At 66.6% G+C, this 23,491-nt stretch carries 26 protein-coding genes; 12 read left to right on the top strand and 14 right to left on the bottom strand.

Translation table 11 applies throughout. The features are described from left to right. Positions 1–36: 36 nt before the first annotated feature. From galU to ACT17R_RS06020, 6 genes are all read right to left on the bottom strand, one after another. A complete protein-coding gene (gene galU, locus ACT17R_RS06045; RefSeq protein WP_062901693.1) occupies positions 37–900 on the bottom strand; it encodes a UTP--glucose-1-phosphate uridylyltransferase GalU in 864 nt (287 codons plus the stop codon). Between the two features lie 54 nt (positions 901–954). Next, positions 955–1,464 (bottom strand): OmpA family protein, encoded by a 510-nt coding sequence (locus tag ACT17R_RS06040; protein WP_186402874.1) that lies wholly within the window; start codon positions 1,462–1,464, stop codon positions 955–957. Between the two features lie 20 nt (positions 1,465–1,484). Continuing rightward, complete coding sequence (locus ACT17R_RS06035; protein ID WP_062901695.1) at positions 1,485–2,693, bottom strand: diguanylate cyclase domain-containing protein; 1,209 nt, start codon at positions 2,691–2,693, stop codon at positions 1,485–1,487. Continuing rightward, positions 2,690–3,232, bottom strand: a complete 543-nt coding sequence (locus tag ACT17R_RS06030) for a YfiR family protein (RefSeq protein ID WP_238929624.1) — start codon at positions 3,230–3,232, stop codon at positions 2,690–2,692. The genes ACT17R_RS06035 and ACT17R_RS06030 overlap by 4 nt, the downstream gene beginning before the upstream one ends. Before the next feature lie 140 nt (positions 3,233–3,372). Beyond that, on the bottom strand, positions 3,373–3,906 hold the full coding sequence (gene msrA / locus ACT17R_RS06025) for a peptide-methionine (S)-S-oxide reductase MsrA (protein ID WP_058812172.1): 534 nt from the start codon (positions 3,904–3,906) through the stop codon (positions 3,373–3,375). Between the two features lie 84 nt (positions 3,907–3,990). Next, complete coding sequence (locus tag ACT17R_RS06020) at positions 3,991–4,962, bottom strand: M48 family metallopeptidase (protein WP_062901697.1); 972 nt, start codon at positions 4,960–4,962, stop codon at positions 3,991–3,993. A gap of 99 nt (positions 4,963–5,061) precedes the next feature. Here ACT17R_RS06020 and ACT17R_RS06015 point away from each other — a divergent pair, with 99 nt between their 5' ends. The 5 genes from ACT17R_RS06015 (at position 5,062) to ACT17R_RS05995 (ending at position 8,737) form a co-directional block, all read left to right on the top strand. After that, on the top strand, positions 5,062–6,105 hold the full coding sequence (locus tag ACT17R_RS06015) for a COX15/CtaA family protein (protein ID WP_186402875.1): 1,044 nt from the start codon (positions 5,062–5,064) through the stop codon (positions 6,103–6,105). Further along, positions 6,102–6,881: a hypothetical protein gene (locus tag ACT17R_RS06010; protein WP_186402876.1), complete on the top strand. Its 780-nt coding sequence runs from the start codon at positions 6,102–6,104 to the stop codon at positions 6,879–6,881. Before ACT17R_RS06015 ends, ACT17R_RS06010 begins: the two co-directional genes overlap by 4 nt. A gap of 177 nt (positions 6,882–7,058) precedes the next feature. Next, positions 7,059–7,538, top strand: a complete 480-nt coding sequence (gene rplM, locus ACT17R_RS06005; protein WP_003041188.1) for a 50S ribosomal protein L13 — start codon at positions 7,059–7,061, stop codon at positions 7,536–7,538. Next, positions 7,538–8,035: a 30S ribosomal protein S9 gene (gene rpsI / locus ACT17R_RS06000; RefSeq protein WP_003041184.1), complete on the top strand. Its 498-nt coding sequence runs from the start codon at positions 7,538–7,540 to the stop codon at positions 8,033–8,035. Before rplM ends, rpsI begins: the two co-directional genes overlap by 1 nt. 141 nt (positions 8,036–8,176) lie before the next feature. Continuing rightward, positions 8,177–8,737 (top strand): type 1 glutamine amidotransferase domain-containing protein, encoded by a 561-nt coding sequence (locus ACT17R_RS05995; RefSeq protein WP_062901700.1) that lies wholly within the window; start codon positions 8,177–8,179, stop codon positions 8,735–8,737. Here the strand turns inward: ACT17R_RS05995 and ACT17R_RS05990 are convergent. From ACT17R_RS05990 to ACT17R_RS05975, 4 genes are all read right to left on the bottom strand, one after another. Continuing rightward, positions 8,734–9,777, bottom strand: a complete 1,044-nt coding sequence (locus ACT17R_RS05990) for a phosphotransferase family protein (protein ID WP_062901701.1) — start codon at positions 9,775–9,777, stop codon at positions 8,734–8,736. The two genes, ACT17R_RS05995 and ACT17R_RS05990, sit on opposite strands and share 4 nt — an antisense overlap. After that, positions 9,774–10,865, bottom strand: a complete 1,092-nt coding sequence (locus tag ACT17R_RS05985; RefSeq protein ID WP_260834164.1) for a hypothetical protein — start codon at positions 10,863–10,865, stop codon at positions 9,774–9,776. Before ACT17R_RS05985 ends, ACT17R_RS05990 begins: the two co-directional genes overlap by 4 nt. Positions 10,866–10,927: 62 nt before the next feature. Further along, a complete protein-coding gene (locus tag ACT17R_RS05980; RefSeq protein WP_444809141.1) occupies positions 10,928–11,773 on the bottom strand; it encodes a metallophosphoesterase family protein in 846 nt (281 codons plus the stop codon). Next, a complete protein-coding gene (locus ACT17R_RS05975; RefSeq protein WP_444809140.1) occupies positions 11,773–12,603 on the bottom strand; it encodes a diacylglycerol/lipid kinase family protein in 831 nt (276 codons plus the stop codon). The genes ACT17R_RS05980 and ACT17R_RS05975 overlap by 1 nt, the downstream gene beginning before the upstream one ends. Before the next feature lie 137 nt (positions 12,604–12,740). Between ACT17R_RS05975 and ACT17R_RS05970 the strand changes: the two genes are divergently transcribed. Continuing rightward, a complete protein-coding gene (locus tag ACT17R_RS05970) occupies positions 12,741–13,664 on the top strand; it encodes an alpha/beta hydrolase (protein ID WP_062901704.1) in 924 nt (307 codons plus the stop codon). Continuing rightward, entirely contained in the window at positions 13,661–14,443 is a 783-nt protein-coding gene (locus ACT17R_RS05965) for a nucleotidyltransferase family protein (protein ID WP_186402880.1), read from the top strand. The genes ACT17R_RS05970 and ACT17R_RS05965 overlap by 4 nt, the downstream gene beginning before the upstream one ends. A 10-nt stretch (positions 14,444–14,453) precedes the next feature. Here the strand turns inward: ACT17R_RS05965 and ACT17R_RS05960 are convergent, their stop codons facing one another. Together ACT17R_RS05960 and ACT17R_RS05955 are read right to left on the bottom strand one after the other, a co-directional pair. Then, positions 14,454–15,473: a glycosyltransferase family 2 protein gene (locus tag ACT17R_RS05960; RefSeq protein WP_186402881.1), complete on the bottom strand. Its 1,020-nt coding sequence runs from the start codon at positions 15,471–15,473 to the stop codon at positions 14,454–14,456. Then, on the bottom strand, positions 15,470–16,537 hold the full coding sequence (locus ACT17R_RS05955; protein WP_186402882.1) for a glycosyltransferase family 2 protein: 1,068 nt from the start codon (positions 16,535–16,537) through the stop codon (positions 15,470–15,472). The genes ACT17R_RS05960 and ACT17R_RS05955 overlap by 4 nt, the downstream gene beginning before the upstream one ends. Before the next feature lie 276 nt (positions 16,538–16,813). Between ACT17R_RS05955 and ACT17R_RS05950 the strand changes: the two genes are divergently transcribed. Next, on the top strand, positions 16,814–18,088 hold the full coding sequence (locus ACT17R_RS05950; protein WP_186402883.1) for a lipopolysaccharide biosynthesis protein: 1,275 nt from the start codon (positions 16,814–16,816) through the stop codon (positions 18,086–18,088). Further along, positions 18,085–19,251, top strand: coding sequence for a hypothetical protein (locus tag ACT17R_RS05945; protein ID WP_062901709.1), 1,167 nt, complete (start codon positions 18,085–18,087; stop codon positions 19,249–19,251). Before ACT17R_RS05950 ends, ACT17R_RS05945 begins: the two co-directional genes overlap by 4 nt. Here ACT17R_RS05945 and ACT17R_RS05940 read toward each other — a convergent pair. Then, positions 19,248–19,940, bottom strand: a complete 693-nt coding sequence (locus ACT17R_RS05940; protein WP_238929625.1) for an HAD-IB family hydrolase — start codon at positions 19,938–19,940, stop codon at positions 19,248–19,250. The genes ACT17R_RS05945 and ACT17R_RS05940 overlap by 4 nt on opposite strands. A gap of 126 nt (positions 19,941–20,066) precedes the next feature. Here ACT17R_RS05940 and ACT17R_RS05935 point away from each other — a divergent pair, with 126 nt between their 5' ends. From ACT17R_RS05935 to zapE, 3 genes are read left to right on the top strand one after another with little or no spacing between them, the layout of a single operon-like run. Then, a complete protein-coding gene (locus ACT17R_RS05935; protein ID WP_003041149.1) occupies positions 20,067–20,849 on the top strand; it encodes a succinate dehydrogenase iron-sulfur subunit in 783 nt (260 codons plus the stop codon). Further along, positions 20,846–21,337 carry a PaaI family thioesterase gene (locus ACT17R_RS05930; protein WP_003041146.1) on the top strand — a complete coding sequence of 164 codons (492 nt, stop codon included), beginning with the start codon at positions 20,846–20,848 and terminating at the stop codon, positions 21,335–21,337. The genes ACT17R_RS05935 and ACT17R_RS05930 overlap by 4 nt, the downstream gene beginning before the upstream one ends. After that, positions 21,334–22,455, top strand: coding sequence for a cell division protein ZapE (gene zapE, locus ACT17R_RS05925; RefSeq protein ID WP_062901711.1), 1,122 nt, complete (start codon positions 21,334–21,336; stop codon positions 22,453–22,455). The genes ACT17R_RS05930 and zapE overlap by 4 nt, the downstream gene beginning before the upstream one ends. On the opposite strand, the gene ACT17R_RS05920 is transcribed toward zapE, so the two are convergent. Beyond that, entirely contained in the window at positions 22,426–23,469 is a 1,044-nt protein-coding gene (locus ACT17R_RS05920) for a polysaccharide deacetylase family protein (RefSeq protein WP_062901712.1), read from the bottom strand. The two genes, zapE and ACT17R_RS05920, sit on opposite strands and share 30 nt — an antisense overlap. Positions 23,470–23,491 lie beyond the last annotated feature (22 nt).

Here is a 23,491-nt window from a genome sequence, read left to right as displayed (position 1 = left end):
CGGGGCGCGTCCCCGCCGGTTTCCGCCCTGCACTTCCTATTTGAGCAGATCGAGCGCGAAGGCGCGCACGTCGGCGGCCATGTCGGGGCGTTCGAGCGCGATCGCCAGATTGGCCTGGATATAGCCGGCCTTTGATCCGCAGTCGTAACGGGCGCCGTCGAAGGTGACCGCGTGAAAGGGCTGCCGGCCGATCATCGTCGCCATGGCGTCGGTGAGCTGGATTTCGCCGCCTGTGCCCTTTTCCTGGCTTTCGAGCACGCGCATCACGTCGGGCTGAAGGATATAGCGGCCCGAGATGATAAGGTTCGACGGGGCATCGTCGATCGCGGGCTTTTCGACAAGGCCGCGGACTTCGGTCAGGGCGCCGTCGGCGCGGCCCGGCGCGATCACGCCATAGCTCGACACCTGTTCGTGCGGCACTTCGAGCACCGAGATCAGGTTGCCGCCGACCTTGTGATAGGCATCGACCATCTGCTTCATGCAGCCGGGGCTGCCGTGCATGAATTCGTCGGGCAGGAAGATCGCGAAGGGTTCGTCGCCGACGATGTCGCGCGCGCACCAGATCGCATGGCCCAGCCCCATCGGCTCCTGCTGGCGGACGTAGGCGCAATTGCCGGGACCGAGCCGCGTGGGTTCCAGGACCGACAAATCCTTGCCGCGTTCGGACATCGTGCGTTCGAGTTCGAAGGCGATGTCGAAATGATCCTCGATCGCGCTCTTGCCGCGGCCGGTGACGAAGATCATCTGCTCGATCCCCGCCTCGCGCGCCTCGTCGACCGCATATTGGATCAGCGGCCGGTCGACGACAGGCAGCATTTCCTTGGGGATCGCCTTGGTCGCGGGCAGGAAGCGCGTGCCGAGGCCGGCGACGGGAAAGACGGCTTTGCGGATCGGTTTCATGGCCGGGCTCTTAGCGCGGATCGGGCAGTGTGGAAAGGCAGGGCCGACGGCGCTTCAGGGCGTCACGATGATGACGACGCGGCGATTGTCCTGCCGGCCTTCGGGCGTGTCGTTCGAAGACAGCGGCATGGTTTCGCCGCGTCCGATAATCTGGCCGGGGGCGAATTGCATTCCGCCCGCGATCAGCGGCGCGGCAACGGCCTGGGCCCGGGCTTCGGAGAGCTTCTGGTTATAGTCGGGAGCGCCCGTTGAATCGGTGTGACCTTCGACACGCGCGCTGGGGATGCCGACCGCGATCAGGCGCCGGGCAAGCGTGCCGAGGCGTTCGGTCTGTTCGGGCTGGATTGCGCTTTCGTTGGTCGCGAACAGCAGGCGATCGGCCATCGTGAGCTGCCAGCTGTCGTCGGCGGCCGCGGGGGCGGGGATGAAGCCTTCTTCCTTCAGCACCGCGATCTGTGCGGCATTGAAGCCCTTTGGCGCCGGCATGCTCTGGCACGCTGCGAGCAATGCGGCGACGGCCAGCGCGAACAGGGTGCGAAGGTGGCGGGGGGCGGCATGGGTCATTGCAGGTCTCCGGGGGGTCGTCATTTCGAAAGCTTGCCGAGCTTGTCGGCATACATGGCGGCGTCGGCCGCGGTCAGCATCGCGGTGGGATCGGTGCCGTCGGCAGGATGCACGGCAACGCCGATGCTCACCGACAGGCGGTAGCTGTCGCCGCCGGGCAGCGTGATCGGATCGGCGATGGCCGCGCGAAGGCGCTCGGCGAGCGAGTCGGGTTGTGCGTCATGTCCGGCCGGATCGACGATCATCACGAATTCGTCGCCGCCGATGCGCGCGGCGAAATCGCCCGGGTGAAGCAGCGCCTTGATCCGCTGCGACAGCGCGACGAGCACCGCGTCGCCGGCGGCGTGACCAAAGCCGTCATTCACCGCCTTGAAATTGTCGGCATCGATGAACAGCAGCGCAAAGCGGGCGGCACCCGCAGCCAGCCTCGCCGCCAGCGCTTCGTCGAACGCCGCGCGGTTGGGCAGCGCGGTGAGCGGATCGTGCGAGGCGCGGTGGGCGAGCAGCGCCTTTTCGCTTTCCATATGCCCCTGCCAGCCCTGCAGCTCGTCAAGCAGGGCATTGATGTCGCCGCCGAGCCGGTCAAGCTCGGCAATGCCGAGCCCCTGCACCCGCTTGTCGAAGCGGCGGTGCAGCCGGACATCGTGCGCGACGGTAGCAATCTCGCCGAGCGGCTTGACCAGCTCATATTCGAAGCGCCGGGCGAGGATGACCGTGCCGATCGCGGTAATGAGCAGACAGGCGAGACCGGCGAGCAGGCCGAGCCGTACATAATGGGTCAGCGTCGAACTGTCGCCCCACACCTCGATCGTCCCGATGACCGATCCGTTGCGCTGGACGGTGGTCGCAAAGGGCCGCGGAAAGAAAAAGCCCGTCAGCATCGGCATTGCATCGCCGTGCGGCGACACCCATTCGGTGAGCAGCCGTCCCTTGTCGTCAAGCACGCGCAGGCGCGCGATGCCGGGAATTCGGGTGAGCGGTTGCAACCCCTCGCGCGCCGCTTGGGGATCGTTGAAGACGAGCGCGGGTTCGACGCCATAGGCCGCGACCTGCGCCGCCAGCTCCATGTTGCGATCTGCATAGCCGCGCAGCGTCGTGATCCCGGCGAGCAGGATGGTGATCCCCGATAGGGCGACCGCAAGCAGCGTCACCCCGAAATGAAAGCGCGACAGCAGCTTTTGCAGGGTGGTGTGCGCGCCGCTGCGTTCGGGGGCAGGAGCCGGCGTCATCGCGGCCCCCCGTCGCTGCCGATCTTGAGCACGCGCGGATCGACGCGCACCGATCCGCGGCCGATCGAATCGAGATTGACCGAAAAGCTGAGCCGCTGGCCCTGCGCGCTCAGGCAGAACATCGCGCCGAGGTTGCAGTTGTTGTCATCGTCAGTGACGGTCAGGATCGCCTTTCCGTGCACCCAGCCGATCAGGCGTTGCCGGTCCGCCACGGGCATCTGCCCGAGATAGAGCATATGACAGCCCGCCCCGCCGATTGCCGCTGCGGCGCTGATGCGCCGGACGCTCACCGATCCGCGGCCGGGCAGGTCGGGCGCCGGACGTTCGGTCAGGCGCGGCGTGCCGATGATGCACATGGTGCGCGGCGCGCCCGACGCCTCGTTCGGCCATGTCGCATAGGTCACGATGCCGCCGAGCATGCGGTTGACCGCCAGCGCCATGCCGCCTGGACTGTCATCCACGACAGTTTGCGCCGCCGCCTGCATGGCGAGCTGCGGCGCCGTCATCGACGAGCCGATCAGAAGCAATGGTATCAGCACGCTGTAGCGGTCCCCACCTCGGATGGGGGTGATCCTGCCCCCGCGAGGCGGCGTCCGCTAGAGAAAAGCGCCGCTAAGTCAAGGAAAAGTGACGCCATGCGGCCATATTGCAACAGTCGGCCGGACGATGACCGACGGGCTCAGGCCTCGCGCAGCCGCTCCGAAAAGCCCTTGCGCAGCTTCGCGAGCTTCGGCGGGATTACCGCCATGCAATAGGGGTTGCGCTGGCCTTCGCCGTCCCAATAATCCTGATGATAATCCTCGGCCGGATACCAGGTCGAAGCCGGTTCGATGCGGGTCACGATCGGCGCGGGCCAGTCGGGCTGCGCGCGCGCGATTGCGGCCTCGGCGGCGGCGGCCTGCGTTTCGTCGAGCGGGAAGATGGCGCTGCGATACTGGGTGCCGATGTCGTTGCCCTGGCGATTGAGTTGCGTCGGATCGTGCGTCGCGAAGAACACGTCGAGCAGGTCGGCATAGGAAATGGCCGCCGGATCATATCCGATGCGGATCGCCTCGGCATGGCCGGTATCACCGCTGCACACCTGCTTGTAGGTCGGATTGGCGACCGACCCGCCGATATAGCCGCTTTCGACGCTTTCGACCCCCGCCAGCGATTTGAATACCGCTTCGGTGCACCAGAAGCAGCCTCCGGCAAAAATGGCGGTCTCTGTCATCGCGTCGATCCTTTGATGGGGTGGGCCTTTGATGGAGTGGGCCTTGGATAGGGTGGGAGACGTCCAGATAGGATCGGGCGCTCCTTATTCCAAGGGCGGCGGTGCGCCGATGAGTGGCGGCGCGAGCGGCTGCCCCGCCGCGCGCAGCGCGTCGATCGCCCGAACCTCCTTTTCGATCGAGGCGGCGCGGTCCTCCCAACGAGGGTGGGTTCCCGCCTGAAGCAACGGACGGCCGGCACGTTGGCCGAAAGCGGTCCAGAAGCGGACTGCGGCGCGCGGATCATAGCCGGCATTCGCCATCAGCCAGGGCGAGAGGCGATCGGCTTCGATCTCTGTCTGCTTGAACAGCCGCGCATTGCGGCCGAACTGCTGCAACAGTCCGCGATCGACCCCCGCGGCGTCGAGCCGGGCGCGGTGCCTAAGAATATTATGCGCGAGTTCGTGCGCGACGGCGGCCGCCAGCTCGGCGTCGTCCTTTGCGAATTGCGCCAGCCCTGCGGAAATGACGACGAGCCGGCCGTCGGCGGCCCCGTCGGGGCGGTCGCGGGCGTCGACGCGGAAATCGGTCGCGCAGCCGACCACCGGTACGATCCGTACCGGAGCCTTGCCGGTGTCGAGCATGGCGGGCCGGTCGCTCGGCAGGCCTGCAAAAAGCCTTTCGAGGGCGGCGATGCGGGCATAGGCGTCGCTGCCCTCGCCTTGCGGCGGCAGGGAACCGGCCAGGCCTTGCACCAGGCTCCCCGCATGCAGCCCGGCGGCGGCAGCGGGCGAGCCCGCGGCGACCGCGGCGAGGAACGGCGTGTCGGTGTCCGCGGCGTCATAGGCGGCCTCGGCATCCGGGCGCTGCGCGTCGGAATAAAGCCGCGGATCGCCCCATAGCCAGCCGAACTGCGGCTGGACCCTCGCGCACCATGGGGCATTGCCCGTCGTCAGGCGGTAGCCGATGGTCGCGACGCGCGCCTCGAGCGCCGCGAGCGCCGGATAGGGAGAGGGCTCGGCCATCGCGGCGGCGGGGGCGGCGATGGCAAGCAGAAGGGCGGCGGACAGGCGCAGCATGGGGGCCGACTTATCAGCGCCTTTCTGTCGGAGCCATGAATTTCGAGCGGCGCCGCCGCCTCTTGCCTATCGCCCGGCAAGCGCCGATAGGGCGGGGCGATGTTGAACGCTTCGTCATCGGCCCGGCCGCTCCATCCCCGCCCCGCCGCGCTCGCGCGCTGGCTGTGGGCCGTCGCCATCCTCGTCATCATGGTTGTCGCCGTCGGCGGCATCACCCGGCTGACCGAATCGGGGCTGTCGATCACCGAATGGAAGCCCGTATCGGGGGTGCTGCCGCCGCTGACCGAGGCCGGATGGCAGGCCGAGTTCGAAAAATACAAGCAGATCCCCGAATATAAGGAGATCAACCTCGGCATGTCGCTCGCGGCCTTCAAGGGGATTTTCTTCTGGGAGTGGCTGCACCGGATCCTTGGCCGTCTGGTCGGCATGGCTTTGCTGGTGCCGCTTGCCTGGTACGCGTGGCGCCGCGCGATTCCGGCCGGCTATGGCTGGCGGCTGTTCGCGCTCGCCGCGCTTGTCGGCCTGCAGGGCGCGATCGGTTGGTGGATGGTCGCGTCGGGACTCGAATATCGCACCGATGTCAGCCATTTCCGGCTCGCGACGCACCTCCTGACCGCGTTGTTCCTGCTTGCGGGGCTCGTTTGGACGGCGCGCGACCTTGCGCTGCTGGCGCGCGATCCCGGTGCGCGCCCGGCGCGCCTGACGGGCGCGGCGATTGCAGTCATTGCGATTCTGATCGTCCAGCTCCTGCTCGGCGCGTGGGTTGCCGGGCTCAATGCGGGCTATGTCGCGAGCACCTGGCCGCTGATGAATGATCATTTTGTTCCCGAAGGTATCGACTGGTCGGGTGGGACCTGGCTCGCCGTCACCAACGATCCCTTGCTCATCCATTTCCTCCATCGCTGGTGGTCGTGGGTCGCGGCGGGCGCGTTGCTGTTGCTGGCGCGCTCGCTCGCCCGGCAAGGGTCTCGGCGCGAGGCCGGTCTGCTGCTGCTGGTCGTCGCGGCGCAGATGACGCTCGGCATTCTGACGGTCGTGACCGGCGTATCGATGTGGATTGCGGTGTTGCACCAGGTGACGGGCGCCATTCTCGTCGCGACGACTGCCGCCGCGCTCCACCGGCTCGGTCGCGCAGCGGCATGATCGTCCTCGGCGCCCTGTTGCTGCTTGCGGCGCAGGCGCCGGAGCCTCCGGTCCCTTCGGAAACGCAGCAGGTTGCCGCACTCGCGTTCGCACCGCCGCTCGATCGTCCGCTCACCTACCGCGTCGCAACGCGGCGGTCGAGCCGCGACGGCGGCTTCACCAGCTTTGCGCTCATTTATGATTTGCGGTGGCGGCGCGTCGGGCGCGGTTATCAGTTGTTGGCGCGGTTCGACCGCGTCGAGTCGGACGCGCATCCCGAAGTCGTGCGCACGCTGCGGCTGCTGATCGACCCGCTGATTGGCGAGACGCTGACCTACTTCGTCCCCGCCGACGGCAGCTCGGTCGATATGGTCGACCCCGAAGGACTGTGGCGCCGCGTCGTCGACCGGGCGCAGGCGCTTGCGGATGCGTCCGGCCGCCCCGAGGCGAAGCGGGCCGCGCAGATCATCGCCACCTTGCCGCCAGCCGAGCGCGACAAGCTGGCGAGTGCCGACATCCGTGCCCTCGTCGTGCCCGCAAACGGCGCGATCCCGAACGGCGCCGACGGCCCGATCATGACCGTGACGGTTGCCGGTCGGCGCACCATATCGGCGAGCGAGCCGCCCGCTGCCGGCCCGGCGCAGCCGATTAAGGTCGATACGCGCTGGACGATCGATCTGGGGACCGGGCTGCTCGCCGAGGAGCGCCGCCAGAGCTTCCTGACGAGCGGAAACGCCACCGATCGCAAGCTGGTCGAGGAGCGGATCAGGGCACTCGAACCGGGTGATCCCAGCTGATGGTATCATAATACCCGTCAGCAAAGCCGCTCTCAGCTTGACTTTCGGTCTGTCTAGCGCCATTGGCCCGCGTCGAAGCGCCGCTGAGTCCCCCTGGGGTCGGGCGGCGCGGTTTGTTTTCGGGTTGGCGGGCCTTCCGGCCGGTCACTCCCGTCCATCTCTGTCAAGGAGCGTGCCATGAAGGCGCTGACCAAGACGACCCAGTCGGCGAACGCCGGTACGGTCGAGAAGAAATGGGTGCTGATCGACGCCGACGGCCTGGTTGTTGGCCGCGTCGCTTCGATCATCGCCAATATCCTGCGCGGCAAGCACAAGCCGAGCTTTACCCCCCACGTCGATTGCGGTGACAATGTCATCGTCATTAACGCCGAAAAGGTGAAGTTCACCGGCAAGAAGCTGTCCGACAAGGTCTATTACAAGCACACCGGCTATGCCGGCGGCATCAAGGAAGTCACCGCCCAGAAGGTTCTGGAAGGCCGCTTCCCCGAGCGCGTGCTCGAAAAGGCGATCGAACGCATGATCCCGCGCGGCCCGCTCGGCCGCCAGCAGATGCGCAACCTGCGCATTTTCGCCGGCAGCGAACATCCGCACGAAGGGCAGAGCCCCGAAGTGATCGACGTCGCGTCGATGAACCGCAAGAACAAGGTGGGTGCATAATGGCTGACGAACAGACCATGACCGATCTCAAGGATCTCGCCGGCGCCGTCGAAGGCACCGTCGCTCCGGCCGCTCCGACGGCTCCGCTCCGCGAAAAGCAGGTCGACAAGCAGGGCCGCGCTTATGCGACCGGCCGCCGCAAGGACGCCGTCGCCCGCGTGTGGGTCAAGCCCGGCACGGGCAAGATCACCGTCAACGGCCGCGACCAGGAAGTCTATTTCGCGCGCCCGACGCTGCGCCTCGTCATCAACCAGCCCTTCGGTCTGACCGAACGCGCCGGCCAGTATGACGTCGTCGCGACCGTCAAGGGCGGCGGCCTCTCGGGTCAGGCAGGCGCCGTTCTGCACGGCATCGCGCAGGCGCTGACCCGCTTCGAACCGGCGCTTCGCGGCACGGTCAAGGCGGCCGGCTTCCTGACTCGCGACAGCCGCGCGGTCGAGCGTAAGAAGTACGGCAAGGCGAAGGCCCGCCGCAGCTTCCAGTTCTCGAAGCGCTAAGTTTCTTCCGCCGACGGGTGGAGAAAAGGAGGGCGGTCCGGCGACGGGCCGCCCTTTTTGCGTGGTGCTTTCTAGGCGCCGACTGCAACATCGGGCGATGGCGGCGCGTTGGTTTGGCAACAACATCGAAGGAGAAAGCCCATGCCGAACGCCGCAGCGCTCAGCGGCCGCCAGATATTGATCATGGCGACCGATGGTTTCGAACAATCCGAACTCGAAGTGCCGTTGAAGCAGCTTGAGGAGGCAGGCGCCGACCTAAGCATCGCCTCGCTGGGGACGGACGATATTCGTGGCTGGGACGGCGACGACTGGGGCGACAAGGTCGCGGTCGATTGTCTGATCAAGGACGTCGAGGTGGAGGATTATGACGCGCTGGTGCTCCCCGGCGGGCAGATCAATCCCGATCTGCTGCGCGTAGAGGACGCGGCGATCGACCTCATCCGCGCCTTCGCCAAGGCGGGTAAGCCGATTGCCGCCATCTGCCATGCGCCATGGCTTCTGATCGAGGCCGGACTGGCCGAAGGTCGTCGGATGACCGGTTACAAATCGATCCGCACCGACATAGGCAATGCCGGTGCAAGGCTGCTCGACGAAGCCGTGGTTGTCGATCGCGGGATCATCACCAGCCGCTGCCCCGACGACCTCGACGCCTTTTGCGCTGCGATCGTCGAAGCAGTCGCCGACAGCCGCGTCGCCACCTAAAGGAGGTCGAGGCTGCCCAGCGCAATCGCCTGCCGCGCGGGGCGCTCGGCCATCACCGCGAACATTTCGTCGCCGCGTTCGGTGCGTTCGACGTTCATCGACGCGAACACCGCCATGAAATATCCGCTGAGCGCGCCGACGCGGTAATCGTCCCACAATTCCGCCTCGTCGGGTTCCACGCCGCGCGCGCGCAGCGCAGAGATCCAGGCGTCGAAGGCGGCGCGATCGGCGGCCGCGCGTTCGGCGGGATCGGCGATGCTCGTCCCCACCAGATAGGCGATGTCGGTCGCGCCGCTGCCACGGCCCAATGTCTGCCAGTCGACCAGCCAGCAACGCGCTCCGTCGGGGGCGAAGAGGATATTGTCGATGCGCAGGTCGCCGTGAACGATCGTGCGCGCGGCCGGCGTGCGGGTCAGATAGGCGTCGAGACGATCGACGATCCCGGCGCCGAGATCGAGCGCGTCGCGGTCGAGCCGACCCGCGTAGCGCTCGCGAAACCCCTCATAGAGTCCGGGAAACAGCGCGCGGACGATTTGGCTCGTGTCGCGGTTCAGCCATGGCAGCGCGTCCGCGCGGACGTCGTTCCATAACAGCGCATGCAGCCCCGCCGCGGCGTCGATGCACGGCGCGAGCCCGGCAAGACCGAGGCCGGCGAGCTGGTCGCCCTGCCGCGCCGGCGCGAGGTCGGAGAGGAGCAGGATGAAGTCGACGTCATTGTCCGCAATATCGGCATGGTAGCAGTGCGGCGCCGCGACGCCGCTGCCCGCTGCCAGTTCACGATACCAGCTCACTTCCTTGACATAGGTGGCGGTGAGCGCCGCGATATTGCGGCTTGCCTCGTCATGGCTCGGGCATTTGGCGACGATCGTTGGTGGCAGCCCGGTGCCGTCCGACCAATCGAGCGTCAGACGAAAGCTGTCGCACATCTGCCCGGTGCCGATGGCGGCAGCGCTAAAGCCTATGAGCGCGCCCTGGGGCTGACCCAGCTTGTCGGCGATCCAGTCGGCCGTCATTGCCTCCGGCGCGGTCGGAAATCTCATGCAGCGGGATCCATCAGGCCAGTCAATCCGGTCGGGCTGTGCGGTCCGACGAACAATTGTTCGAGCACCCCGACGCCGCGGTGCGTCCGCCCGCCGTCGACCAAGTCTGCGGTCACGAAAGCCTGGATGTGCATTGCCAGCGGATTGCCCCAGCCGCGCTCGGCCTCGTTCAGCCGGTCATGTGCGACGGCAAGCTCGGCGCCATGGTCGAGCCCGTGACCCCAGACGGGATGCGTGTAGCCGAGCCCGCTCATCGCGAACACCGGACCCGCCGGGGTCAAGGTCAGGGCGCGGCCGCCGCCGAGATCGGCGGTCATTCGCGCGACCCGGCGCGTCCCGCTCTGCCAGTCGATGGCAAAGCCGGGCGCATCGAAATGGCGTTCGGTTCCGTCGTCGCCGCTGATCACGCCGCGCCGGTTCCATGGCGCGCCGACACCATCATCGTTGCTGTGGAAGAAGAGCGATAGAGCCTCGAAATTGCACGGCGTCCACAGCCAGAAGAACTGGTTGAAATTGCCCTCCGGCGGCGGTTGCGGTTCGGCGGCGCCGACCGGACGCACCCCCCAGCTCCGGTCGCGCGTACCCGTCCAACCCGCGCCGAGATCGGTGCGCGCGCCCTCGACCGAAAGCCATCCCGACCAGCGGCCGTTCTGCGTCATCCGCGTATAGTCCATGAACAGCCGCGTGCCGTTGCGGCGGATGAAGCGCGGTTCCTCGATCGGAAAATGCCGTCCGGTGAACGTCAGTTCGGCGGCCAGCGGTCCATCGTCGGCGGCGATCCGCAGCGTCACTTTTTGCAGCGGTTCGTCAATCGCTATGGCGATGGGGCCGACCGACAGGTCGAGCCGTTCGCCGCCCGAACGACGGCTGGCGCGCAGATTATGCTGCACCCCGTCGGCGATCACGCAAAAGCTGGCATCGACGATGCCGAGCTGGGGATAAAACCCCATCGCGGCGGCGAAAAAGACGCTGCCGTCGGCGCTGTAGCCGTTGAAGAAATAGCGGTCGTAGAAGTTGCGGTCCGTCCCGGCGAACGCAATCGGCTCGCTGGTCTGGTGCAGCGGATAATCGTCGCCTTTTGTCAGCATGATCCTCATCCCGTTTTTTTGTGCAACCTAACGGGACGCGGCACTGCGTCAATCCCGATGCGTCAATGGACGGGCGGATCGGTCGGCGGCACCGCGCCGACGGGTGCAATGGGCTCGCCGGGTTCGCGTGGCGGCCGTGCGTCGGGCGGTATGGCGTCGATCAGCATGTCGGGAGTCGGCACCCGCGCCAGATTGCGGACGCGGACCGAAATTTCGCCGCCGCTGATACGCAATTCGTTGAAGCTCGGCGGCGTCGACCGGATCCGGCGCGACAGGGTGCCGGCGCCGATCATGCGGATGGGGCCTGCGGGGGTGTCGGCGATCAGATCGAAGGCGTCATGGACATGGCCGGTCAGTACGGCGGCGACGCCGCGATCGGCAAGGGCGGCAAGAGCCGCCGCGCCGCCGCGGGTCAGCGCGCGCCCCTTGGTCCCCGCTTCGGTGAGCGGGTGGTGTGCCGTTACCAGTATCTGCGTTCCGCGCGGCAGCGCATCGATCGCGGCGAGTGTGCGGGCAAGCGCCTTGCGCGTCACCCAGCCTTTCGACCAATCGAGCCGCCATTGCGCCCGCGCCGTGGTTTTCAGCGGAACGACGGCCAGATTGCGAAAGTCGAGCTCGCGTTCGACCAGCGCCTCGATCCGCCGAATCCGGCGATAGGGGTGCAGGAATCGCGCGACGGGGTTGAAATAAGGCAGGTCGTGGTTGCCGACTTCGACCGTCACGGGGAGGTCGAGTGACATGATCCAGTCGCAGGCGGCGGCGAACTCGCGACTCCGCGCCCGCATCGTCAGATCACCGGTTATCAACACCGCGTCGGGTTGTTCGCGGCGGACGCATTCGCGGAACCAGGCGAGCGCGTCGCGATCTTCAAGACCGAAGTGCAGGTCGCTGATATGGAAGAGGCGCATCAGGCGGTCGCGATGAAGTCGATCGCGCTCTGCCCGATCGAGAAGCGGGCCGGCGAGGGGATTTCGGCCAGTTCGCCGTCATATTCGAGCGCGATGATGCGATCGCTTTGGAGGATGATCGTTTCCGCGGTCGCAACGCGCTCGTGCGGACCATCGCGAAAATCGCCGCCGAGCCATGCGAGCCCGTGGCGCAGCACATCGCCCGTGGCGTCCGCCACTATGCCGTCGGCGGTAATGCCGTCACGGGTCGGGGTCAGGGTGATCGCTGGATAGACGGCGCCCGATCCCGCCACCTGCACCCCGGGGGCGTTGAGCATTTCCTCGAGCGCATCGGGCGCTTCGCGGCTCGCCTCGATCAGCCCTTGGCTGCGCATCGTTTCGCGGACCTCGGCCCAGCGTGTTGCCGGCCCCGCAACGACGGTGATGAACGCTTCTCGCGCCGCCGATCGGATGGTCGGGACCGGCGCGCGTCGCCCGCCGCTCGCTAGCGCGCGCTCCAGAATCGTGGGAGCCGGATGGTCGCCATGCAATTGTTTCGACAGGAGGTTCAGCGTCCCGCCGGGCAGCGGCAGCAGCGGGCCGTGCCAGCCTTCGCAACCGGTCGCGGCGGCATTGATCGTCCCGTCGCCGGTCCACACGATCAGCAGGTCGATGTCGCTTGCGCGCAGCGCCGCCGCGTCGGGCAGATCGTCCTTCGGCAGGACGAAGCTTGCCGCGACGCGCGCGCCTGCGGCTGCGCACGCGTCAATCAATTGGCGGTGGATGCTCTCGTCATAGCTGCCGCTCCGGTCGTTGCAGATCAGGGCGGGGCGCGAAAAGGGGCTGGTCATGCCCGCCCAACGCACGACGCGCGAAAAGGTAACGCGCACGGCGCTTGTTCGCGCTCGCCGACATCTGTAGGGCGCGGAGACGGGCCGGGTCGCGGGGTGAAGCAATGGCGGATCGGACGGTCAGGGAACAACGGCGGTTGATCAAATTCCTTCTTCTCATCGGCTTGCTCCTGCTGCTGTTCGGCGGCGGAGCCAGGGCGATCGTTGCGGGCGGTGCCAAGTCGCTCGACCTTGCCGACAAGCTGCTCGGCAGCGGCAAGGGCGCGCGCCTGCTCCTTGCGGACCAGCCCTATGGCCGCGGGGTGCGGCAGTCGCTCGATATCTGGGTGCCCGAACAGGCGCAGGCGGGCGACCGGCTGCCGGTCGTGGTCTTCTTCTATGGCGGCGGCTGGGGCAGCGGTGAACGGCAAAGCTATGGCTTCGCCGGCCGGGCGCTGGCCAACCAGGGCTTCGTCGTCGTGATCCCCGATTACCGGCTGGTCCCCAGGGCGCATTGGCCCGACTTTCTGGAGGACGCCGCGGCGGCGGTCGCGTGGACCCACCGCCACATCGGCGAACTGGGCGGCGATCCCGGTCGCATCGCACTGATGGGCCATTCGGCGGGTGCCTATAATGCGGTGATGCTCGCGCTCGATCCGGTATGGATGCGCGCGGCCAAGTGCGACGCGTCGGTGATCCGCGGCGTTGCGGGCCTCGCGGGCCCCTATGATTTCCTGCCGTTCGAAAAGGGCGGCATGGCCGACCGCGCGATGGGCAAGGTGCGCCCGCCCGAAAAGACGCAGCCGATCCACTATGCGCGCGGCGATGCGCCCCCGCTATGGCTGGCAAGCGGTGACGAGGACGAAACGGTGCGTCCGCGCAACAGCCGGAACCTTTCCGCCGCGATCGAACGGCTGGGCGGATCGGCGACGCTGCGCGTCTATCCGGGCATGGGGCACACCGGCATCGTCATGGCGCTTGCGGCCCCCTTTCGCGCGAAAGGGCCGGTGCTCGACGAGGCCACCGACTTTCTGCGCGGCGTGACGGCGCGCCGGGTCGCGCCTGCGGCGGCGGCGCAATGACAGCTCCGACGCCCGGTCCGATTTCTGCCATCGTCCTCGCCGGAAGCCGCCCCGGTGCCGACCCGCTGCTGACCGGCAGCGGCGTATCGACCAAGGCGCTGCTGCCGGTCGGCGGACGGCCGATGCTTGCCCATGTCATCGCCGCGCTGCGTGCCGCGCCCGAGGTGGGCGCGATCCGGGTGCTCGCGCAGAACAGCGCCGAACTGGCGCGCGAGCCCATGTTGGCGGCCGTGCCCGACCTGCACTTTGCCGATTCGGGACAGGGGATCAGCGCTTCGCTCGCTGCTGCGCTGCCCGAAGGCGACGCGCCGGTGCTGGTGACGACGGCCGACAATGTGCTGCTGACGCCCGCGATTATCGCCGAATTCCTCGCCGGCGCAGCGGGCAGCGATGTCGCAGTTGCGATGGTCGAGCGGCGCGCGCTGCTCGCGCGCTACCCCGAATCGCGGCGGACCTGGCTCAAATTTCGTCGCGGCTGGTGGTCGGGCGCCAATCTCTTTCGCCTGCGCGGGCAGCGCGTGCTGCCGCTGCTCGACTTTTGGGGACGGATCGAACGCGACCGCAAGAAGGGGCTGAAGATCGTTGCCGCCTTCGGACCGTGGCTGCTCGCGGGGGCTTTGCTGCGGCTGTTCACGATCCAGGGCGGCGTCGCCCGCGCCGGGCGCCGCTTCGGCCTCACCGCGCGCGTGGTGCCGATGTCCGACGCCGAAGCCTGTATCGACGCCGACAAGCCGTCGGACGTGACGCTGATTGAACGCATTCTGGCCCAGCGCGGCTAGGGTCAGGGCCCTATGCGGCCAGACGCACAAACAGGGCCAGAACGAACCAGCGCCCGAATTTGTGGTGCTGTCGGTGCGTGCGGAGCAGCGCAGCGAAAGGCATCGGCGAGGCCGCCTCGGTGAGATCGCGGTAGCGTCGCAGCTCGCGGCGCAGCGCCTGCCACGGAAGCCGGCCGGCGCGCGTGCTGACGAGACGCCAGCCGATTTTCGTATATTCCTTCGCGCAAAATTGGGCGAGGCAGTAGCGCATGTCATCGTGCATGGCGGGCAGACCGGCCGTCACCGCCGCCATGATGTCCGCCAGAACCGCTGTCAGCGCGTCATTGCCAGCCGTGTCGAAATGTCCTGCCGTACGGGTCGCGAGCCCGGTCAGGCTGCCCTCCCGCACACGGTAGTCGATCCACGGCGCGGGCTCGTAATAATGACTGCGCACCGTCAAGAACAGATGCGGGACGACTGCCATATCCTCAAAGCAGGCGAGGGGCGGAAAGCGCAGATCATGCCATAGGTTGCGGCGCGCGATCTTGGTCCATAAATGCATCCGGCGGCGAGCGAACAGGCCATAAAGCAACGCTTCGCGGTCAGTCACGATGCGGCGCGCAGTTCCCGTGAAAGCCGCCTCGTCGCGGCCCCGTTTGCGATAATCGCAGAGGACCAGATCGGGTGCATCGCGCATGACGATCGCGTGTAGCGCGGCGATCGCGCCAGGAAGCAGCACGTCGTCGGCATCGATGAACCAGACATAATCGCCCCTCGCCAAGTTGAGCAGGCGATTGCGCGCTGCGGCGACCCCGCCGTTTTCCGCCTGCCGATGCAAGCTTGCCGCCGGTCCGATCTCAGCACAGATCCGCGCGCCGATCGCGTCCGATCCGTCGTTCGACCGATCGTCCAGAAGCAGCAGTTCCACTCCCGCCGCCGGAAGCTGCGCGGCGATCGAGGCAAGCGTTTCGGCCAGACAGGGCGCGACGTTGAAGACTGGCATGAGAATGCTGAGCCATGGCCTGTTGCCGTCCGCCGCATCGTCGTTCACCTGGCATCGTCCGCTTGTCCCAGCCACAGGCAGGCGGATAGTACCACCGCGCGCGGCAAGTGCCCGCGGCTTCTGTAAAGGCGCGCGAGCGTCGCAAAAGCGATCGGCGATTCGGCGTCCATCATGCCGCGGTAGCGGGCAAGCTTGCGACGCAGGTCGCGCCAGGGCACGTGAAAGGCGCTGCTCGACAGGAGCCGCCAGCAGATTTTGGTGAACTCCTTCGCCCAGAAATGCGCGATGTGGTGCCGGGTGACGTCGCTCATGGCGGGCAGCGCCTCGCGCGTCGCCGCGTCGAAGCCGGCGAGACTCATTGCCAGATCGTCGTTCCGGCAATCGTCGAAGCGTCCCCGCGACCGGCGCAGCGACCCCATGATGCTGTCGGGACGGTCGCGATAGCGCACCCAGGCCTCGGCTGCGTGATAATGGGTTCGGGCCCGGAGCAGCAGCCACGGTGTCGTCGCTATATCTTCGAAGCATCGTCCGGCGGGGAAACGCAGGTCGTCACCCCAGAGCGACCGGCGCGCGATCTTGCTCCAGCTGTGCAGCCGCCGCTGCGCAAAAACGCCTTGCAGCAACGTCTCCCGATCATCGCTGGGCCGACCGGACGGGCCGGCGAAGCTGCTCAGATGCCGGCCGCCGCGCGCGTAATCGCAAAGGACAAGATCAGGCGCATAGCGGTCGATAATAGCCCGGAGCCTGGCGATCGAGCCCGGCATGACTTCATCGTCCGAATCGATGAACCAGATATAATCGCCCCGCGCCGCGTCGAGCATCGTATTGCGCGCCGCGCTCAATCCCGCGTTGCTGACATGGCGCATCAGCCGGACTTGCGGGTGGGACTGCGGGCAGATTTCGCTACACAGCCCCAGTGAGCCATCGGTCGAAGCGTCGTCGAGCAGGATCACCTCCACCCCCTCCGGCGGGAGCTGGGGCAACAGCGACGCCAGGCAATCACGCAGATAAGGCTCGACATTATAGACGGGGATCAGGATGCTCAGCCACCGGCGCTCGCTGCGTGGCGCACCGCCTGCGGTTCCCCCTTCGATATGTGCGGACAGACCCACGCGCATTCCCGTTTCCATTCCCGAACGCCTCTGCCCCGTCCCGCGTTACTAGATCAGCAGAGTGAAAGGGAAGTCGTTTTCCGTCGATTTGGCTGTGCAAATGGATGGAAAACGACGCCAAAGGCGATATAGGCCGCGCGCATGGAACCCGCTCCGCCCCCGGCCGACCGCCGGCCACTCTTCTATCGGACCTGGATCGATAAGGGTATTGCGGCGGTACGGCGCCTCGGCGCGCCCGCTGCAGACACGGGCGACCAGGGACCTTTCCGGCGCATCATGACCCACCTGAGCTGGATTCTCGGCGGCAAGGGTTATGGCGCAATCCTCAGCCTCTTCTACCTTGCGATCGTCACGCGCGGCCTGGGGCCGGCCGCTTATGGTTCCTTTGCCCTGATCCTCAGTTCGACGCTGGTCCTGCAGGCGATCCTCAATTTCAACATCTGGCAGGTGCTGGTCAAATATGGCCAGGAACATATCCACAGCGGCGATCATCCGGCCCTGGCGCGCCTCATCCGCTTTTGCACCGCGGTCGATCTGGCGATGGCGCTGCTCGGCATTGGCGCGGCGGCGCTGATCCTCTGGCTGGGGCGGGGGTTGCTGGGCATGCCGGCCGAGCTCGTCTGGACGGCGTTCGCCTATGTCGTGCTGTTCATGCTTTCGATCCGCAACGTGCCGCGCGGGATATTGCGGCTTCACTCCGAATTTTCGCAAACCTTCCTCGCCGAAGCGGTGGTGCCCACGCTGAAGACGCTGGGTGCCGTTGTCGCCTTTTTGACGCACCCGTCGCTCGAGATTTTCCTGATCGTGTGGGCGGGTTCGGAGATGGCGAGCACGCTCGTCTTCTGGTGGCTCGCCAACCGGTCGTGTCGCCGCGCTTATGGCCGACCCGACGGCCGGCATTGGTGGCGCGTGTGGCGCGACAACAAGGGGCTTCCCGAATTGATGGTCGCATCCAATTTCGGAACCATGGCCTATACGGTGGCGCAGCAACTGCCGGTCTTGCTGGTCGGCTCGTTCGCGGGCGCCACCGAAGCTGGCATCTATCGCCTTGCGCATCAATTGACCCAGTCGATCACGATCATGGCCGGGTTCATCGGCCTCGCCAGTTACACCGAGATGACGAATATCTACGTCAAACAGGGGCTGCGCGGCGTGGCGTCGCTCTATGTCCGGTTGACGCTGATCGCGCTCGGCCTGTTTCTTTTGCTCGCACCGGCAATCGTGCTGCTCGGCAAGCCGCTGTTGCTGCTCATGTCGGGTCCGGCGTTTCTGGGCGCCTATCCGTTCCTACTTGTGCTCGGCCTCGCAGCCTGCCTTCAAATGGCGACAGTCAGCTGCGAACCGATGCTGATGGCGGCCGGACGATCGCGCCTCATCATCGGTATCAGGCTGGCGGGCACGGCCACGCTGATCGCCGCCATTTATCTGATGCTGCCGGAGATGGGCGCGATCGGCGCCGCCTGGTCCAAGGTGCTGGCCGAAACCGTGACCTTGCTGCTGCTGTTCGGCGCCAGCTTCCTCGTCCTTCGCGAAAGCCGGATGCCGTCATGACGAAGCGTATCTTGTTCCTGTTCAACCATGATGCGGCGCATCAGGCGGCGCATATCGCAGGCATAGCGGGCGAACTCGCGCTGCACGCGCCGACGGTTCAGGTCGTCGTCGCATGCGGCGTCGAGGCGATCCGGCACAAGGTGGCAGAGATCATTCCGGCGGCGGCGCACGACCGTATCGAATGGCGGATGCTCGACCTGCCGACGGCGGAGCAGCGGCTGCTGGCGCCGATCAACAAGGTGGCGCCGGTGCTGCGTGTCGCGCGTCTTTACCGGCATCTCGATCTGTTTCGCAGTGTCGACCTGGTGGTATCGACCGAACGCACCTGCCTGCGCGTCCGGCGCCGATTGGGGGCGGCGGGGCCGCGCTTTGCCTATGTGCCGCACGGATCGGGCGATCGGAGTGTCGCCTATCACCCCGAACTCGCGCAGTTCGACCTCATGCTGCTCAGCGGACCGAAGCTAGTCGACGAAATGGTGCGCCACGGCATAACGACCGCCGACAAGTGCCGGGTCATCGGTTATCCCAAGTTCGATACGATCGATCCGGCGGTGCGCAAGCGCTTCTTCGACAATGATCGCCCGGTCTTTCTCTATAATCCGCACTTCGATCCGCACCTGTCGTCCTGGTACGGCATGGGCGAGGCGGTGATGGATTTTTTCCTCGCGCATCGCGACTATAATCTGATCGTCGCGCCGCATGTGATGCTGTTCCGCAAGCGGCTGCATTATTCGCTCGAATATCGGACCGCCAAGCTCCGGCCGGACATCGCCGACCGCTTCCGCGCGGCCGACAATATCCTGATCGACGTCGACGGCCCCAATCTCTTCGACATGAGCTACACGATGGCAGCCGACGTCTACATCGGCGATGTTAGCAGCCAGGTTTACGAGTTTCTGCTGCACCGCGGCGCCTGCTATTTTCTCGATCCGAACGGCAAGCCCGCCGACGGCGTGGCCGAACGCTATGAATTCTGGCGCAACGGAGAGGTCTTGTATGGCCCCGCTGAGCTTGCCGAGCGGATTCCGCACTGGCGCGAAAGTGCGGCGCTGCACCGCGCCGAGCAGGATCGGCTGTTCGCCTACACAATGGACCACCGGGCGGGCGAGGCGTCGGTTGCGCGGGGCGCCGCGGCGCTGGAGGCTTTCGTCGAGGGGCGCTAGCCCGTCCCGAAATCCATCAGCGTCCAGCCGTTGTCGCGTGCCGCTTTGGCAATGCGGCCGCGACGCCCGATCGCAAAGGCCTCGTCGGCTAGCGCGAACAGCGGTGCGTCGCTCGCATGGTCCGAATAGGCGCGCATATGATGCGCGGCGCGTTGCGGGTCGGCGGCAAGCCATTCGGCGACGCGGCGCGCCTTTTCCGGCCCATAGCAATTGGTACCGTCGAGCGCCGCGAGCCAGCCTCCGTCCGCGGCGCGCCGATGCCGGGTGGCGATGCAGGCATCGAAGCCCAGCGCCTCGGCCAAGGCGGCTGCGTAAAATTCGGGGGCCGCGGTTGCCAGCAGCAGATGGTAACCGGCGGCGCGGTCGCGGGCGATGGCCGCTCGGGCCCCCGGTTGAACGTCGGCGGGAACGCGCCAGGCGGCAAAGTCCGCAGCCAGGCGCGCCATTCGCTCCGCCGGCAGTCGCCGCCCGAGCATCAAGGCGATCGCCGCGGGCTTCAACGCATCGCGGCTGTAGAGGCCGAGCGCATGGCCCGCGAGCAGCCCGAGGAAAACGGGCGCCAGCAGAAGGCGCCATGGCGCGCTGCGCGCGGCCGCCCACAGAAGGAAGAGCGTGAACGTCGGCATTCGCAGCACGGTGCGATCGAGATCATAGACGGCAATGCGAAAGGGGGCTGCGGCGTCGCTCATCGCCGCCGGGCCTAGCCGCTCGCTTTGCGTGCCGCCACCGCTTTCGCGCGTGCGCCGCCGCACACCCTCTTGTCGCGGCGGTTCAATGGGGCTACGCAGCCCGCGATTGCATAGGGAGCCCGCGATATGGCCGAATTTCGTCTGCCCAAGAACAGCCGCGTCCAGAAGGGCGGCACGGTCCACAAGGCCGAGGGCGCGAGCAACGTCAAAAAATTCAAGGTCTATCGCTACAATCCCGACAGCGGCCAGAATCCGCATTTCGACACGTTCGAGATCGACACCGACAAATGCGGCCCGATGGTGCTCGATGCCCTCATCAAGATGAAGAGCGAGCAGGATTCGACGCTGACCTTCCGCCGTTCGTGCCGCGAAGGCATTTGCGGCAGCTGTTCGATGAACATGAACGGCAAGAACGGTCTCGCCTGCACCACCGCGATCGAGGATCTGAAGGGCGACATCCAGATCACGCCGCTGCCGCATATGGAGGTCATCAAGGACCTCGTCCCCGATTTCACCCATTTCTATGCGCAATATGCCTCTATCGAGCCGTGGCTGAAGACCAAGTCGACGACGCCCAGCGGCAAGGAGCGGCTCCAGTCGCCCGAGGAACGCGAGAAGCTCGACGGCCTTTACGAGTGCATCCTGTGCGCCTGCTGTTCGACGAGCTGCCCCAGCTATTGGTGGAACAGTGACAAGTTCCTTGGGCCCGCGATCCTGCTTCAGGCCTATCGCTGGCTCGCCGACAGCCGCGACGAATATACTGGCGAACGGCTCGACGATCTCGAAGATCCGTTCCGCCTCTATCGCTGCCACACGATCATGAATTGCGCCAACGCGTGCCCCAAGGGACTGAGCCCCGCACGCGCGATCGCCGAGATCAAGAAGCTCGAGGCCGAGCGGCAGGTGTGAACGACGGAATAGAGGACCCCAAGCGCGCGGATCATTTCAGTGCCGAGGCGCTGGAGGGCGGCTGGATCAGCTGGAACCTCAAGGACGCGAGCCGGTTCAACGCCTTTATCGAACCGCTGTCGGTGCGCCTCGAAAGCCCGACCGAGGATGGCCGGCCGCGCGCCCGCGTGCGGATGCTGCCGACGCGCAAACACAGCAATCTGGGCGACAATGTCCATGGCGCGGTAACGCTGGCGCTGGTCGACATTGCCCTCTTCGCCGCCTCGCACCAGTTCGGATCGCTCGAGGCCGGCCATTCGGTGACGCTCGATTTGTCGACGCAGTTCGTCGGCGGCGGCCGCCTCGACGAACCGCTCGATGCGGTGGTCGAGCAGGTGCGCGAGACGGGGCGGCTGATCTTCCTGCGCGGGCTGGTCGTTCAGGGACCGGGTGACGAGCATATCGTGCTGAGCTTTGCGGGGACGATCCGCAAGGCAAGCCGCAAGTGACAGGATTGCTTGCCGCCTATGACGCGCTGGTCGCCGCGGGCGAGCTGAAGCCTGACGCCGAACAGCGGGCGGCGGCAGAACGCCTTGCCGCGCTGCAATCCGATCTGCAGGCGGCGCCGCCGCGCGGCAGCATCCTGTGGCGGATCGCCGGGCGCAAACCCGACGCGCCGCGCGGTGTCTATCTTTGGGGCGCCGTCGGCCGCGGCAAGTCGATGCTGATGGACCTTTTTTACGACCATCTGGCCATCCAGCGCAAAAGGCGCGTCCATTTCCACGCCTTCATGCTCGACGTCCACGCGCGGATGCGCGAGGTGCGCAAAAGCGAGAGCGGCGATCCGATCCCGCAGGTTGCGGCCTCGCTGGTCGAAAATGTCCGCTGCCTCGCCTTCGACGAAATGGTGGTGAACAATAGCGCCGATGCAATGATCCTCTCGCGCCTGTTCACCGCGTTGATCGCGCACGGGGTGACGGTGGTCGCGACGTCGAACCGCCCGCCCGCCGATCTCTACAAGGACGGTCTCAACCGCGAGCATTTCCTGCCCTTCATCGCACTGATCGAGGAACGGCTCGACGTGATGGGCCTTAATGGCCCCACCGATTACCGGCGCCACCGGCTTGGCGACGGCAAGCGCTGGTTCGTGCCAGCCGACGCGGCGGCGACCGAGGCGCTGTCAGCGGCCTTCTTTCGCCTGACCGATTATCCGCCCGAGGACCGCGCGCACGTACCCTCGCTCGATCTCGACGTCGGCGGCGGGCGGACGCTGCATGTGCCCAAGGCGCTGAAGGGCGTGGCGGTCTTTTCATTCAAGCGCCTTTGTGCGGAGGCGCGCGGCGCATCGGATTATCTGGCCGTCGCGCGGCATTTTCACGCGGTGATCATTGTCGGCATCCCGCGCATGGGCCCCGAGAACCGCAACGAGGCCGCGCGCTTCGTGACGCTGATTGACGCGCTCTACGAATATAAGGTCAAACTGCTCGCGAGCGCCGCGGCCGAGCCCGATGCGCTCTATGTGGCCGGCGATGGCGCCTTCGAGTTCGAGCGCACAGCGAGCCGTCTCGCCGAAATGCAGTCCGACGAATATCTGGCGCTAGGCCACGGCCAGGATGACACCGCATAGTACCTTGCCCCACCGCGACGAGTTGATGGTCATGGCGACGACATCGCGAACATAGCGGATTTCGTGCGCGATATGTCCGACCGTCTGCTCGGCGACGCGCCGCAGCGTGCGGAGCGGCTTGGGCGCCGCCGCCGGGATGCGGCCGGGGCGGGTCGGCGGCGCGGGAAGGGTCGCGAAGCCCCCGCTGCGGACTCGCGGATCGTCGGCGACTGCCCGGCACAGCGCCTCCATCCGAGCGATTGCGAGCCCGTTCCGAACCTGACGGTCGCGGCTCAGCAATTCGAAGCTGTGGCTGAAAGCCGAAAACTGGATCGCGCCGCTCGCCGCCGCATGATCGAGCGCGTCGCGCATTTCCTCTTCGGACATGGCGCACAGCTGCGCGGGACGGAAGCTGTTCGCGCGGTCGCGCAGGCCGCTGACCGGCACTTCGCAGATGCCATGATGGACGCGCATGCCCAGATTGGCAGGATCGAGCGTGATGTCGCACCCGAGCCCCTGCCAGGCGGCGTTGAAGCTGCTGTCGAAGCGGAAGCCCAGCGCGGCGAGGGCGCGCAGTGTATCGTCGTTGGCGCCGAAATTGCCGGCGCGGAAGGCGGTCGGTCGGGGCGCCCCGGCACTCGTCAATATGTCGCGGGCGAGCGCGATCAGCCTCTTTTGCGCTGCGAAGGGGAAATCGCCGATATTGCGGCCGCGCAGCTTGCCGACCGGATTGAACCGCGCAAACTCCAGCCATTCGGTGTGGAGATGGAGCTGCACTTCATGGCCGCGCGCCAGGATCGGGCCGACGATCGCATCGACAATCCCGGGGCCGTGGACAAGCGCGGGCATGGGGTCGACGAAATAGACGCCTTTCAGACCGAAGCGGTCGAGCATGTCCATCTGGAAATGGATGCCGAAATCGCCGTCGCGGCAGCGCCCGAGGATCGAGCTTTCGAAATTGGTGCGCGCGCATGCGCCGCGGCGATGGAGCCCGGCGGACAATTCGGTATCGAAGCTGATGATCGCGCGCGTCACCCGCTCGCGCTATCAGCAGCGG

Source organism: Sphingopyxis sp. Q841 (genome assembly GCF_052384365.1).
GTDB lineage: Bacteria > Pseudomonadota > Alphaproteobacteria > Sphingomonadales > Sphingomonadaceae > Sphingopyxis > Sphingopyxis terrae_A.
Note: the sequence above shows the minus strand (reverse complement) of the source record. Positions and strands in the feature narration are given on the sequence as shown.

Excerpts from the sequence above, each read along its gene's own strand:
- ACT17R_RS05985 (WP_260834164.1), bottom strand. The coding sequence starts at position 10,865 with ATGCTGACAAAAGGCGACGATTATCCGCTGCACCAGACCAGCGAGCCG.
- ACT17R_RS06015 (WP_186402875.1), top strand. The coding sequence starts at position 5,062 with ATGTTGAACGCTTCGTCATCGGCCCGGCCGCTCCATCCCCGCCCCGCC.
- msrA (WP_058812172.1), bottom strand. The coding sequence starts at position 3,906 with ATGACAGAGACCGCCATTTTTGCCGGAGGCTGCTTCTGGTGCACCGAA.
- ACT17R_RS05980 (WP_444809141.1), bottom strand. The coding sequence starts at position 11,773 with ATGCGCCTCTTCCATATCAGCGACCTGCACTTCGGTCTTGAAGATCGC.
- ACT17R_RS05965 (WP_186402880.1), top strand. The coding sequence starts at position 13,661 with ATGACAGCTCCGACGCCCGGTCCGATTTCTGCCATCGTCCTCGCCGGA.
- rpsI (WP_003041184.1), top strand. The coding sequence starts at position 7,538 with ATGGCTGACGAACAGACCATGACCGATCTCAAGGATCTCGCCGGCGCC.
- ACT17R_RS06010 (WP_186402876.1), top strand. The coding sequence starts at position 6,102 with ATGATCGTCCTCGGCGCCCTGTTGCTGCTTGCGGCGCAGGCGCCGGAG.
- rplM (WP_003041188.1), top strand. The coding sequence starts at position 7,059 with ATGAAGGCGCTGACCAAGACGACCCAGTCGGCGAACGCCGGTACGGTC.
- ACT17R_RS05935 (WP_003041149.1), top strand. The coding sequence starts at position 20,067 with ATGGCCGAATTTCGTCTGCCCAAGAACAGCCGCGTCCAGAAGGGCGGC.
- ACT17R_RS06035 (WP_062901695.1), bottom strand. The coding sequence starts at position 2,693 with ATGACGCCGGCTCCTGCCCCCGAACGCAGCGGCGCGCACACCACCCTG.
- ACT17R_RS05990 (WP_062901701.1), bottom strand. The coding sequence starts at position 9,777 with ATGAGATTTCCGACCGCGCCGGAGGCAATGACGGCCGACTGGATCGCC.
- ACT17R_RS06040 (WP_186402874.1), bottom strand. The coding sequence starts at position 1,464 with ATGACCCATGCCGCCCCCCGCCACCTTCGCACCCTGTTCGCGCTGGCC.
- ACT17R_RS06020 (WP_062901697.1), bottom strand. The coding sequence starts at position 4,962 with ATGCTGCGCCTGTCCGCCGCCCTTCTGCTTGCCATCGCCGCCCCCGCC.
- galU (WP_062901693.1), bottom strand. The coding sequence starts at position 900 with ATGAAACCGATCCGCAAAGCCGTCTTTCCCGTCGCCGGCCTCGGCACG.
- ACT17R_RS05945 (WP_062901709.1), top strand. The coding sequence starts at position 18,085 with ATGACGAAGCGTATCTTGTTCCTGTTCAACCATGATGCGGCGCATCAG.
- ACT17R_RS05940 (WP_238929625.1), bottom strand. The coding sequence starts at position 19,940 with ATGAGCGACGCCGCAGCCCCCTTTCGCATTGCCGTCTATGATCTCGAT.
- ACT17R_RS05975 (WP_444809140.1), bottom strand. The coding sequence starts at position 12,603 with ATGACCAGCCCCTTTTCGCGCCCCGCCCTGATCTGCAACGACCGGAGC.
- ACT17R_RS05950 (WP_186402883.1), top strand. The coding sequence starts at position 16,814 with ATGACCCACCTGAGCTGGATTCTCGGCGGCAAGGGTTATGGCGCAATC.
- ACT17R_RS05995 (WP_062901700.1), top strand. The coding sequence starts at position 8,177 with ATGCCGAACGCCGCAGCGCTCAGCGGCCGCCAGATATTGATCATGGCG.